Here is an 11930-nt window from a genome sequence, read left to right as displayed (position 1 = left end):
AGTAGGATTTGAAGGAAATATCCTAAGCCTAGGCCGGAATTTGAATCCGGGGTCTCGTCCTTACCAAGGACGCGCTTTACCGCTAAGCTACCCAGGCACGCATTCGCACGTAGTCCGGGTTTGTCTTTAGGCGTTTCGATTCGACCGCCCCGCACGGTGGTTTTTCGCCGGTCAGCGATCGCCGACCGACGACGCGACCGGATCATCGCCACCCGCCCCAACCTCGGTCAGTCGCTGGCGAACCGAGTCCGTGAGGACGGTCGCCGCCGGCGGGAGCGTCTCGTAGCTTCGGGCGGCCTCGGCCGCGAATTTGATCAGCGACTCCGAGGGCTCATCCCCGACAGCGGTGACGCCGGCCCGAACCGCCAACACGAAGATATCGGCTTCGAGATTCCGGTCGTGGGTGTCGGTATCGGCCCCCGGCTCCCGGCGGTGGGTCTGATCGCGGCCAAAGGAACGAACCGTTTCAACGGCCGCATCCGAGACCTCGGTTCGAGCCAGCAGATAAAATCCCCGAGAGACGAGGATGTCGGCCGCAAGGATCTCCAGATCGGCGTCGATCTCGCTGTCGGCGACGGTCGTCCACGGTTCCTCGTGTGCCAGCGATCGTGTCAGGCGAAGCCCCTCGTAGATGAGTTGGACGCCAACACCTCGGTTGATAACAGCCTCCGTCGCAAGCGATGGCTCCCGTCCGAGCGCGCTCTCAACGACCAACACGCCGGGGGCCATCGACGCCTCCGCGAGCCGATCGAGGAGGATGGCCCGGAGCCGTGGTGGCTCGATATCCTCAACGGTCTCACGAGCCGCGGTTCGCGCTCGCACGGCAGCATCCATTACACGATGATAGGCAAGCGAGTGGCAAAGACCTTTGGAACCACCCCCTCTCGCCTCGTCGGGTGTGATATGTTGGGCTGTGCCAGCGGTCGTGGATGCGTGCCGGCTCCTGTGTGGCTCCGGCGGCGGCTGACACGCGTCTGACAGAGAGCCAACACGAACGCTATCGTGCCGAATTATCCGGTGATAACGCGACAAAAATACAGTATACTTTTAACATAGTATCACGATAATTGTTTTCAGAGCTATCGTCTTGTCTATGTCACGTGATCAACACTCGGGGGATGAAACGCCCACGCTCGACACCGACGCCCTCGGCGCGTGGGTCGCCGAAACCGCGGCGAAAAAAGATGTCTCCGAGCGAGAGCTCCTCGATGAGATCCTTTCATCATACTGGGTGCTCGAAGAGCTCTCAGACGTGGTGCTCAACGGCGAGACAGATCCGGAAAGCGGCGATCGGCCGGCACCCCGTCGTGACTCCTACACGGAGCCAACGAGGGGGGCCGCGGCCGATCGAGAACGGTATCCGTCCGACACACGGGAGCAGCCGACGGCTGACGACGACCCGGCCGACGTGTCGACAGCTGCTGATGAACCCCAGAGCGAATCGGTATCACCGACCGAGCCGGCGTCGGCCCCCGAGGAGGTAGAGCTCTCGGAGATCGAACAGGAGCTGGGGAAGCTGCGAACCGTGATCAACGAGCTGGCAGCCGAGGAGTCGCTGCCAACTCCGGAGGAAGCGACAGCCGCCGACTCCAACACCGGTGGTGACTCCGATCCAACGACCGACCCCATGACCGACACCGACCCCACGGCTGACACCGATGAGGAGTCCGCCGAGGTCGAGGACTCGATCCCAGCGATCGCGGAAGGTGGGCCAAACAGTCCGGGAGCACTCGCCGAATTAGACGATGAACTGGTCGAGATCAGAGAACGGCTCTCGGAGCTTGAAGCCGACCTCACCGATCAGGTCGCCGCGGAATCCGAGGCCCGCGAGGAGCTTGAAGGCTGGATCGAAACCGAGTTCGACAACGTCGAAGATGTGCTCCAACATCTGTTGTCGACGACCGACAATCTTGAATACCGGCTCGGCTCGGCGATCGAATCCCAGCGCGAGCAGCTCGAACCGCTGGAAGCCGCCCATGCCGACCGCAAACAGCTGCGGGAGCTGAAAAACGAGGCGATCGAGAACGGTGTCACAACGGCTGACTGTGGCAACTGCGGGGAGACGATCGATCTGCGCCTGCTGCCGGCTCCCCACTGCCCGGGCTGCGAGCAGGAGTTTACCGGTGTGACCGACAGCAGCTGGTGGCCGTTTGACAGCGCGACACTCCAAACGGCGACAGCGCGGCGACCACAGGCGGATCACTCCTGGGAGACCACAGACCAACAGCCACAGACGGCATCCAGAGAATCGAACCAGAACAATCACTCATCGTCGGCCGCACCCACCGACCAGTCAAACCCTACCGACGCGGAACCGCGTCCCGACGAGAACGGATTTGATCAGTTCGATGCGTAGTCGCGCTGTCACCGCCCTGCTGGTCTGCGACCGCCGACGCGACGAACGCACAGCGTAATCGATGTACACCCACAGCTCCTCCGTTGTCGAGTCCGCGGCCGACGACAACCAACAGGTGTCGCTGTCGGCCAAACAGCCGGTGTCGGCTGACGCGGCACCGGCACAGACAGCCAACCGGCTGTGGGATGATTTTGACGCCGACAGCGACTCCGACGCCTCGGAGTCCGAAACCGCCGACACCGCAGCCGAGGCACCGACGCCGACCGACTCGCCCGATCCCGATCGGTCGTTCGGCGATGTGTTGGACACCCTCTCGTCGTTTGGGCAGTCGACATCGCCGACGCAGGTGCTCGTGTTGAGTCCGATCTCGGGTGGCGTGACAAACGACATCTTCAGCCAGATCTGTACCGCCGAGGGGACGGCAACCCAAAACGTGGTGTTTGTGACCGCGACGCGATCGACCAACGACCGGCTGCCGATGACCCAGCGGTTCGCCGAGTGGGTCGACGGCGAGTCGACGCTGATCGAGGTCGGCCAGCCACGCAGCGACACCGGAACGACCCGCGATACCAACACCCTTGGTCGGAAGGTTGATACCCACAAGGAGATCCCGAACCCACAGAATCTCGCCAAGCTTGGCGTCGTCATCAGCCACGGGATCAACCAGATCGACAACGGGTATCCGACCGTGTTGGGGTTCCATACGCTGTCGTCGATGGTGGAGCATCTCGGCACCGAGCGTGTCGTGCCGTTCCTCTATACGCTCTGCTCACAGCTCAACGAATCCGGTGTGATGGGCTACTGCCATCTTGATCCGAACCGACATCCCGACGACGACGTTGCGACGATCAAATCGATCTTTGATGTGGCGGTGCGGATTCAGCCTGATGGTAGTGTCGACATTGAGTAATTAGGTCGGGAAGCGACGGCGGATCTCTTGTAGGTCGGCGAGAGCTCGGCTTGTGATTGTGAAACGGCTGATCTGCCAGCGTTGTAACTAGCGAACTGAATAAAAGAGAAATGTGGATTAGATCCGATCAGTTACGTCGTGTTCGGATCGTTACCGATGCTGATCGCGTCGATGAGATCGATATCATCAACGCCGCCGCTGAATGGGGATCCGCCGCTGGCAACGTTTGTCACAGAGGTATCGAAGTCGGCGTTGTCCGTGATTTGGATGCCGAGATCCTCCGTCGTTCCTGCGTCAACCGTCACGGTGTTCGGAACCGTCTGCGTGGTTTCGTCAGGGGTGCTGTTGTCGACGTTGTCCGGCGAGATTTGAGTACCGCCGGAATCAACAATCTGGATCGTCTCAACAACGTCGGTCGGGGTGATGACGGTCGTATCTGAGGTTCCGTCCTCTGTAACGTCCGTTCCGAAGCCGGATGATCCGGTTTCATCGGTGAAGTAGACACCGACATCAACGGACGTATCACCAGTGTTGTCGATTTCAAGCACCGGCGACAGGGTTGTGGCATCATCCGTCTCAAATGCCAGCGTGACCGTCAGGTCGTCATTATCTGTTGTACCGTCTGCGTGGACAACAGGTAGTGTGTCAACATCGCCGGCGTTGATCTCCGTGAAGTTCACACCGCCGTCGTTGGATGCATTGCCTGTGTCAACGAATCCTTGTGAGGTGTTGTCAACGCCACCATCGGTAGGATTTGCAACGCCGTTTACGGCCACGTTCGCTTCTGCGATGACACGGAAGTCAGCTTCCGTCGGTGTCACCGAGTCCGCGAACGTGGCTCCTGTTACTGATGCTGCACCGCTTAATGTGGCGGCCGTCCCGAGGCCGAGGAGTAAGTTTCGTCGATTCATTGTACCGCTACCAAACATGGTTATATTCTAATTACTTAATGGTTTTCAAATACATTTAATTTAGTTAGAGATTTTGGACTTTTGTTTCAGCTAACGTTTTTGAACTAGACTATCTTTGACAATGACAGGATTTGGGGTGTATGTGAAAACAGGGACACCAACATATACATTGCTGAGCGTTGTTTATCGGTATAGACCACTGCAATGATCCCGAGTACCCTCCGCAAGCGCTCTCCGGTCTCTGTGTGCAGATAGACGCCCACTATCAATGAGAGTCCGATCCATTGCCAGTAACGCGATCACGCTCCTGCTTGCAGGACTCATTATCTTCATCGTTTTGTCGCAGGTGTTTGGCTTTCCGGCCCCGATCGCCTTTGTTGAAACCGGCAGTATGGCGGGGACGATCGATCCCGGTGAGGGGTTCATCGGGATCCCAGCTCCGCTTGCTGGTGAGCCATCGGTCGGCGATGTTGTCACCTACCGTGCCCAGATCATCCAGGACGGTGGGTTAACCACACACCGGATCGTGGATGTCACCGAGGCAGGGTATGTGACACAGGGTGATGCAAACAGCTTCACCGATCAGGACGATGGCGAGCCATACGTTACCGATGCTCAGATCGAACTCGTCGCCCTCCAGTTCAACGGCGATGTCGTGACGATCCCCGGCGTCGCAGCAGCAGCGAGAACCGGATCCGGGATACTCGCCGCGATCGCCGGGGTGATCGGTGTTTCGGAAACCTCAGGGGCTAACACCGGACTTGCACTTGGGATCGCCGGCTTGCTGATCGTTGGGGCTGCGTACATCTACGATCTGTTTACCGGTTCCGCGACGCGCGTGTTACGCCGATCCACGCGGCGGTGGGCCGTCGTCGATAGCCGGTTCATCCTGCTTGCGCTGCTGCTCGCGTTATCGTTACCGATTCTGTCGGTTATGGCGGTGCCGAGTGGGACGACCGAGATCACGATCACAAGTGCTGAATTCGAGCGCCCCAACGATCCAACTGTCATCAAAGCCGGCGGAACAGCTGAAAGCACCTCGAATGTTGAGGCGGGCCCGTTTATCCCTCGCACCATCGTGTTAGAACCCCGGACTGAGGGCGTGCAGTTTGCTGATCGTGTGCTTCAGGTTGCGCCCGGTGGCACCGCCGAAACAACGCTTACACTGTCCGCTCCCGAGGAGACGGGGCCGTATATCCGGGCCCGGTCAGAGCATCACTACATCGGTGTTCTTCCAAGCAGCGTGATCGTCGCTCTCCATGATATCCATCCGTTTGTTGCGATGACAACGATCACCGGGATGCTGCTGAGCCCTGTCGCTGTGCTGTTTTACCTGATCGTTGGCTTCCGGCCGATCGTGCTCCGAGAGGAGACGCGGTAAACCGCTTAGTTGCTTTCGGTACCAACCGTGATCGAATCAAGCAGATCAACGGTATCGATTGATCCCTCGAATGGGCCGCCGAGCTGGGCCGCCTGAAGGATATTTTCTTTTGGGGTGCCGTCCACAAATCTATTACCGTACTCACTAAAATCAATTTTCAGATCAATCGGATGAATCTCATTAGGTTCAATTTCGACGAAGGTAGTAGGATCATCAACACTAGAACCAAGTGTATCTTGATCCGGTGAGATTCGGTTACCATTATTATCTACAAATCTATACACCGATTGAACATCTAAATCATTTAATGTATCATCACCACCACCGACATTAACATCGTCACCGTACTGATCTTTGTCTCGATCATACGAGATTCCTACATTTTCGGTGCTGGTTCCACGGTTTTCGATTTCAAGAATATCCTCAAAAACTACCCCATCACTCTCAAGAGAGATGGCACTTTCTAAAACAAGATCGTCATTGTTGTTCTCGTCTCTCGGATTGACAGTTGCTACTGGAATATCTTCTTTTGAAATATTGTTGAGTCCCCCAGCATTGTCGAAGAACATACTATCTGCAGTCTCTTCATACGCAACGAAACGATCTTCATATCCTTCATTGACACTCCCATCAGCCGCAAACGCCTGTCCTGCTCTTACGCGTAGGTTTCTCGCTGTAATCACACCAAAATCACTCGCCGCGGTCACAGAATCCCCAAACGCAGCAGACGTGCCGATAATGCCACTCCCCGTCAGTAGCATACCGGTTCCGGCGAGCATGGCACGTCGTTTCATTGCGGTACCACCTCGGTATCGCAGACAGCCCTCGTCAGCGTACAACCAACAGCTTCAGCCGCGCGAATGGGTAGCGTCGATATCTTTCCCTCACCGACCGCTGTAGATGCGCTACTGCTGTCGCTTCCGGTAGGCAGCGTCCAAACTGTCAGCGGTGCAGTTCGCCGTTTCATTGATGAGTCCCACTACAGAGCGGGAACGATGTCGTTCAGTCCGGGGGGAGGGTCTGACTGTGAACGCCCCGAAGATACTGATAGCTGTAATGTATAAACAATTCACTAATAAGTCTCCCGAAATACATACGTTTGTAACACCGTCATGTGAAGGGGGTGTAATGACAACCAATCATAATATTTGCTAGATTACAATCCCACGATAGCGGTGTCCTTGATCAGATCGGTATCGTCGCCGGGAGCCCAACCCTCGTCAGCCAACAGCACTGCTTACCCCTGCTCCGCCTCAAGCGAAAAGATAGACGCAATACGTCGTTTCGCCCGGCCATCACCGGGCGACCGCCAGTTAGTTTTCCGCGCCGTCACCAACCGCGCTCTCCCCGACAGCCTCGTGGCCCTCGATCCGTTCCTGCCCACCCATGTACGGCCGGAGTGGCTCCGGAACTGTCACCGTGCCGTCCTCGTTTTGATAATACTCTAAGATCGCCACCATCACCCGCGGCACCGCCAGCCCCGAGCCGTTGAGCGTGTGGAGATACTCCGCGGATTCGTGCTGTTCGGGTCGGTACTGAATGCCAGCCCGCCGGGCCTGAAACGCCCGGAAGTTCGAGATCGACGAAACCTCTAGCCACCGACCGCCAGCGTCGGGGCCGTCCTCCATATCGTCGCCGGGAGCCCAAACCTCGATGTCGTACTTTTTCGCCTGTGTAAATCCGAGATCGCCGGTACACATCTCCAAGATCCGGTAGGGTAGGCCGAGTTCCTGGAGCACCGATTCGGCCTCGCTGACAAGGCCCTCGAATCGCTCGTCGCTATCTTCGGGGCGAACGAAGTTCACCATCTCGACCTTGTTGAACTGGTGGACGCGGACGATCCCCCGTGTTTCGGTGCCGTGTTCGCCGGCCTCCTGTCGGAAGTTCGGCGAGTAAGCCTGATATTTGAGGGGAAGGTCGTCATCGAGCAGGATCTCATCGCGGTGGAGGTTGGTGACCGGCACCTCGGCGGTCGGCAGCAGCCAGAGATCATCGTCGTCGTAGGGCTCGCTGTTGTCGCCTTCGATCCGGTAGGCATCCTCGGTGAACTTGGGGAACTGGCCGGTTCCACGCATCGACGCGCTGTTGACCGGCAGCGGCGGGAAAATGTCGGTGTACCCCTGCTCGCGGTGGAGCTCCAGCATAAATTGGATCAGGGCGTGTTCAAGCCGAGCGCCGTCACCCTTGGCGAAGTAGAAGCCGCCACCCGAGACCTTCGCGCCGCGGTCGAAATCCAGGATCTCCAGCTCCTCGCCGAGATCGTAGTGGGGTTCGATCTCCGCGGGGAGCTCCCGTCGGTCGTCGAACCCTTCGCGTCGACGCTCGACGTTTTCGCTCTCGTCGTCGCCGACGGGCACCGAATCATCTGGCAACTGCGGGAGGGTCAACAGCGCGGCTTCGAGTTCGGCTTCCAACTCGTCGGCGCGGGCTTCGATCGTCTGGAGCTCTTCTTTGAGTTCCGAGGAGCGTTCGATGGCTTCCTCGGCTTCCTCATCCTTTCCCTCAGCTTTGAGCTGGCCGATCGTGCTTGAGACCTCGTTGCGCTCATGCCGGAGGTCGTCGCCCTCGCTTTTGAGCGACCGCCATTCCTCGTCGATCTCCAAGATTCGGTCGAGGTCGACATCGACGCCCTTCTGTTCGAGGGCAGCACGAACGGCCGCGGGGTTCTCACGGACGAACTGTCTACGCAGCATTGCCGGAACGTTTTGCTGTCGGTGTGAAAACGGTATCTATTGGGAACCGCGGCGATCACGCATACCCCAACGCCGATCAAACACGACCACCACAGGGCCCTGTTTTCGAACCCACACAGTCCTCAGGGCCCAACACCCGCAGCCTGCATGTATTCATCGAGCTGTTCGGCCATCTTCTCGGCAAATACGTCGTCGTTGATGTCGGTCTCCATCTCGATCAGCTCGATGTCGTCGTCGATGGTCGCCCGCAGCGCGTCGAACAGCGCGGCGTCGGCCTCGGGATCGTAGAAGTCCTCGCCTTCCACGTCGAGCATCGAGACGCCACCGAGCGGGAGGGCCAGCGCGGTCGGCCCGGTCGCCGCGTTGAGCTTCTCGCCGATGATCCCGCCGAGTTCGGCGTTCTCCTCGGCTGTCGTTCGCATCAACGTCACCTGTGGGTTGTGGATGTGGAACAGCCGGTCGTCGAACTTCTCGGGCACCGACTCTCGCGGCCCGAAGTTGACCATATCGAGCGCGCCTGTCGAAACGACCTGCGGGATCCCGGTCTCGGCGGCTGCATCAAGCCGGTCGGGGCCGGCGTTGAGCACGCCGCCGACGAACTCGTCGGCCCATTCGGTCGTCGTGATGTCGAGGACACCGTCGATGACGCCCTCCCGGATTAGGCTCTCCATCGCGCGGCCGCCCGTCCCCGTTGCGTGGAAAACGATGGTCTCGTAGCCCCGATCTTCGAGATACGCGCGGGCAGTCTTCGCACAGGGGGTCGTCACCCCGAACATCGTGATCCCGATGGTCGGTTTCTCCTCGACTTCGACATCGGGCTCGTTGGTCAGCATGCCGACCATGGCGAGGGCGGCGTTGGCGATCACCTGCCGGGAGAGTTGGTTGAGGCCCTCGATGTCGGCCACGGAGTACAGCATCATGATGTCGCGGGCCCCGACGTAGGGCTCGGTGTCGCCGGAAGCCATCGTCGAGACCATGAGTTTGGGGACGCCGACCGGTAGCGCGCGCATCGCGGTCGTCGCAATCGACGTGTTGCCCGAGCCACCGAGGCCCATGATCCCGCTGAGGTCGCCGGCCTCGTGCATGCGCTCGGCGATGGCGGTCGCGCCCTCGCCCATCGCCTCCATCGCCTCGCCACGGTCGGCGTCCTCGCGGAGGTCTTCGAGCGTCGTCCCGGCCGCTTCGGCGACTTCGCCCGCGGTGGTATCGGGCTCGATCCCCGGCTCGCCGACGACACCGGTGTCGATGACGTGGACGGCGACGCCCTGTGCTTCCAGCACGTCCCGGGTGAAGCCGATCTCCTCGCCTTTCGTATCGAGCGTCCCGACGATAACGACCGCCATCAGAAATCGATCTCCTTGAATTCGCGGGCTTGGTTCTGGATGGCTTCCTCGGTCGGCAGCCGCTCGATGCTGGAGGCACCGAAGAAGCCGACGACGCCCTCGGTGTTGTTGAGGACGTACTCGGCGTCGTCAGGCCACGCGATAGGCCCGCCGTGACAGATGACCAGTACGTCCTCGTTGACCGCCTTGGCGGCGTCATGGTGGGCTTGGACGCGCTCGGCGGCTTCCTCGAGATCGAAGGCGGTTTCCGCGCCGATGTCGCCCGACGTGGTCAGCCCCATGTGGGAAACGATCACGTCGGCACCGGCCTCGGTCATCTGGCGGGCATGTTCCTCAGTGAAGACGTACGGGCAGGTCAACATCTCCTGTTCGGAAGCCTCCCGAATCATCTCGACTTCCCTGTCGTAGCCCATCCCGGTTTCCTCCAGATTCGCGCGGAAGGAGCTGTCCTCGTCGATAAGTCCAACGGTTGGGAAGTTCTGGACGCCCGAGAAGCCGCGTCGCTTGAGATCCTCGATGAACACGTCCATCTGGCGGAACGGGTCGGTGCCGTTGACACCCGCCAGTACGGGCGTGTCCTCGACGACCGGGATCACCTCGTTGCCCATCTCGACGACGATCTCGTTGGCATCGCCGTAGGGTAACAGCCCCGCCAGCGAGCCGCGGCCGTTCATCCGATACCGGCCGGAGTTGTAGATGATCAGGAGGTCAACGCCGCCGCGCTCGGCGAACTTCGCCGAGATACCCGTGCCCGCGCCTGCGCCGATTACCGGCTCGCCATCGTTAACAGTGCCTCTGAGACGGTCGAGTGACTCCGTGCGTGAAAAACGCATGATCAATTATTTAGATTACCCGCCAATCAAAGTTGTGTCGAACAGCTGTCTTGTTGTCGACGCAGGCGTCCGGTGTGTCGGCGTCGTATCGGCCGGGCTATCGCTGTGTCTCCGGCACCTCGTGAACGCTCTCGCGTTCCTCCTCATCCATCTCGGCGAAGTCAGCGTCGTCGACGACCTCCAGCCCGCGGTCGTTGATCGCGTGGCCTTCGAGATGGAGTTCCTCCATATACTGCTTGTAGAGACGCTCGACAGTCTCTCCATCTTTCTCCTTGTCGGAGGCCCGGTCACAGAGCTCGATCAGATCCTCGGGCACGTCGTTTTCGGCGACGATCCAGTGGTTGATCAGATCCGACAGCCGCCGGATCGGGCTGGTGAAATGGCCGTAGATATCGAAGTTCAGCGCGTGATGGCCGCCGAAGGGGTCGTTCATGTATTTCGCGCGCGGCATCACCTTCAGCACGGCCCGCTGAATCTTGTTGAGCTGTCGCCCGGGTGATTCCTCCAGTGCGGCGTTGACAGCCTTTCGCGGCTCGTCCCACGAGCCCCCCGGGATCGACACCCCGTCGAGATCCTGAATCTCCTTGAGGGCCTCGTTCCACTGGTCGGGTGTCGGCTGTGGGTGGACGCGGTACATCGCTTCGACGCCACGATCCCACATCAGCTCGTGGGTGACTGCTTTGTTCGCTTTCAGCATGCACTCCTCGACGATGGTGTGGGCACGGTCACGGGAAGGGTTGAGCACGAGCGAACCATCCTCCTTGCGCTGTTCGTGGAGCTGGTCGGCCAGCTCGTAGACGAGATTGCACTCCTCGTGCAGCGGCGCGCCCTCCTCCTCGATGCGGTTTTCCGCCTCGGTGTAGGTCAGTCGCTCGTCGCTGTGAATGACGGATTTGTAGATATCGACTTCCTCGAACGACAGGGTCTCGCGGTCGATGGTCATCTCGACAGTGTGAGCAAGGCGATCCTCCTCGGGAACGAGCGAGCAGACGGTTTCGGCCAACACCGGCGGCAACATATGAACGGTGTAGGCAGGGAGATAGACGGTGTTACAGCGTTCGACCGCCTCAGCCCACATCTCGGAGCCGGGGTGGACGTAGTGGCTGACATCGGCGATATGCACCCACAGCGTGTAGGTTTCCTCGTCGGCGTCGATGCTGATCGCGTCATCAAAGTCCTGAGCGTCGGCCGGATCGGTTGTCCACGCCGTAAGATCACGAAGATCCTGCCGCTCGTCGAGTTCATCCTCGATCTCCGCATACACGTCCTCGGTTCGCTTGCGGGCTTCGACGAGCACGTCGCTGGGGAACTCGTCGTTGATCTCGAACTCCTCGAAGAGCTCGGCGCGCTTTTCGGCGAGGCGATCGGCGACAGCCTCGGTGATCCGCACCGGGCCTTGGCCCTCGGCGGTGCCGGCGTCGGCCTGCGCATCTGACATGGCCGATCCAACGGGTGGCCGGTAGAAAGGCGTGTCGGGCGGCCATGAGACTGGTGAAGTTTTAT

The 11930-nt window shown here is 59.7% G+C and carries 10 protein-coding genes and 1 tRNA gene; 3 read left to right on the top strand and 8 right to left on the bottom strand.

Annotated features, from left to right (window positions below; genetic code table 11):
* Positions 1 to 25: 25 nt before the first annotated feature.
* A tRNA-Thr gene (locus tag EWF95_RS01385) sits at positions 26 to 97 on the bottom strand.
* A gap of 74 nt (positions 98 to 171) precedes the next feature.
* Positions 172 to 834 (bottom strand): DUF7114 family protein, encoded by a 663-nt coding sequence (locus tag EWF95_RS01380; RefSeq protein WP_142442192.1) that lies wholly within the window; start codon positions 832 to 834, stop codon positions 172 to 174.
* Positions 835 to 1093: 259 nt separating this feature from the next.
* Between EWF95_RS01380 and EWF95_RS01375 the strand changes: the two genes are divergently transcribed.
* Both EWF95_RS01375 and EWF95_RS01370 read left to right on the top strand, forming a co-directional pair.
* Positions 1094 to 2356 (top strand): hypothetical protein, encoded by a 1263-nt coding sequence (locus EWF95_RS01375; protein ID WP_142442191.1) that lies wholly within the window; start codon positions 1094 to 1096, stop codon positions 2354 to 2356.
* A gap of 61 nt (positions 2357 to 2417) precedes the next feature.
* On the top strand, positions 2418 to 3266 hold the full coding sequence (locus tag EWF95_RS01370; protein WP_142442190.1) for a DUF7504 family protein: 849 nt from the start codon (positions 2418 to 2420) through the stop codon (positions 3264 to 3266).
* A gap of 131 nt (positions 3267 to 3397) precedes the next feature.
* Here EWF95_RS01370 and EWF95_RS01365 read toward each other — a convergent pair whose 3' ends face one another.
* Positions 3398 to 4177, bottom strand: coding sequence for a hypothetical protein (locus tag EWF95_RS01365; protein WP_142442189.1), 780 nt, complete (start codon positions 4175 to 4177; stop codon positions 3398 to 3400).
* 268 nt (positions 4178 to 4445) lie between these two features.
* Here EWF95_RS01365 and EWF95_RS01360 point away from each other — a divergent pair, with 268 nt between their 5' ends.
* Positions 4446 to 5558, top strand: coding sequence for a S26 family signal peptidase (locus tag EWF95_RS01360; RefSeq protein WP_142442188.1), 1113 nt, complete (start codon positions 4446 to 4448; stop codon positions 5556 to 5558).
* Positions 5559 to 5563: 5 nt separating this feature from the next.
* On the opposite strand, the gene EWF95_RS01355 is transcribed toward EWF95_RS01360, so the two are convergent.
* The 5 genes from EWF95_RS01355 to EWF95_RS01335 form a co-directional block, all read right to left on the bottom strand.
* Positions 5564 to 6352: a hypothetical protein gene (locus EWF95_RS01355; RefSeq protein WP_142442187.1), complete on the bottom strand. Its 789-nt coding sequence runs from the start codon at positions 6350 to 6352 to the stop codon at positions 5564 to 5566.
* A 519-nt stretch (positions 6353 to 6871) separates the two neighbouring features.
* Positions 6872 to 8251, bottom strand: a complete 1380-nt coding sequence (gene serS / locus EWF95_RS01350; protein WP_142442186.1) for a serine--tRNA ligase — start codon at positions 8249 to 8251, stop codon at positions 6872 to 6874.
* A gap of 122 nt (positions 8252 to 8373) precedes the next feature.
* Entirely contained in the window at positions 8374 to 9594 is a 1221-nt protein-coding gene (locus EWF95_RS01345; protein WP_142442185.1) for a Tm-1-like ATP-binding domain-containing protein, read from the bottom strand.
* Complete coding sequence (locus EWF95_RS01340) at positions 9594 to 10427, bottom strand: phosphoenolpyruvate hydrolase family protein (RefSeq protein ID WP_142442184.1); 834 nt, start codon at positions 10425 to 10427, stop codon at positions 9594 to 9596. Before EWF95_RS01340 ends, EWF95_RS01345 begins: the two co-directional genes overlap by 1 nt.
* Positions 10428 to 10524: 97 nt before the next feature.
* A complete protein-coding gene (locus tag EWF95_RS01335; protein ID WP_142442183.1) occupies positions 10525 to 11865 on the bottom strand; it encodes a ribonuclease catalytic domain-containing protein in 1341 nt (446 codons plus the stop codon).
* Positions 11866 to 11930 lie beyond the last annotated feature (65 nt).

It is taken from the genome of Halonotius roseus, from assembly GCF_006861655.1.
GTDB classification, from domain to species: Archaea; Halobacteriota; Halobacteria; order Halobacteriales; family Haloferacaceae; genus Halonotius; species Halonotius roseus.
Note: the sequence above shows the minus strand (reverse complement) of the source record. Positions and strands in the feature narration are given on the sequence as shown.

What these genes read in the sequence shown, in the direction of transcription:
- EWF95_RS01380 (WP_142442192.1), bottom strand. Translation starts at nt 834, where the DNA reads ATGGATGCTGCCGTGCGAGCGCGAACCGCGGCTCGTGAGACCGTTGAG.
- EWF95_RS01375 (WP_142442191.1), top strand. Translation starts at nt 1,094, where the DNA reads ATGTCACGTGATCAACACTCGGGGGATGAAACGCCCACGCTCGACACC.
- EWF95_RS01370 (WP_142442190.1), top strand. Translation starts at nt 2,418, where the DNA reads ATGTACACCCACAGCTCCTCCGTTGTCGAGTCCGCGGCCGACGACAAC.
- EWF95_RS01365 (WP_142442189.1), bottom strand. Translation starts at nt 4,177, where the DNA reads ATGAATCGACGAAACTTACTCCTCGGCCTCGGGACGGCCGCCACATTA.
- EWF95_RS01360 (WP_142442188.1), top strand. Translation starts at nt 4,446, where the DNA reads ATGAGAGTCCGATCCATTGCCAGTAACGCGATCACGCTCCTGCTTGCA.
- EWF95_RS01355 (WP_142442187.1), bottom strand. Translation starts at nt 6,352, where the DNA reads ATGAAACGACGTGCCATGCTCGCCGGAACCGGTATGCTACTGACGGGG.
- serS (WP_142442186.1), bottom strand. Translation starts at nt 8,251, where the DNA reads ATGCTGCGTAGACAGTTCGTCCGTGAGAACCCCGCGGCCGTTCGTGCT.
- EWF95_RS01345 (WP_142442185.1), bottom strand. Translation starts at nt 9,594, where the DNA reads ATGGCGGTCGTTATCGTCGGGACGCTCGATACGAAAGGCGAGGAGATC.
- EWF95_RS01340 (WP_142442184.1), bottom strand. Translation starts at nt 10,427, where the DNA reads ATGCGTTTTTCACGCACGGAGTCACTCGACCGTCTCAGAGGCACTGTT.
- EWF95_RS01335 (WP_142442183.1), bottom strand. Translation starts at nt 11,865, where the DNA reads ATGTCAGATGCGCAGGCCGACGCCGGCACCGCCGAGGGCCAAGGCCCG.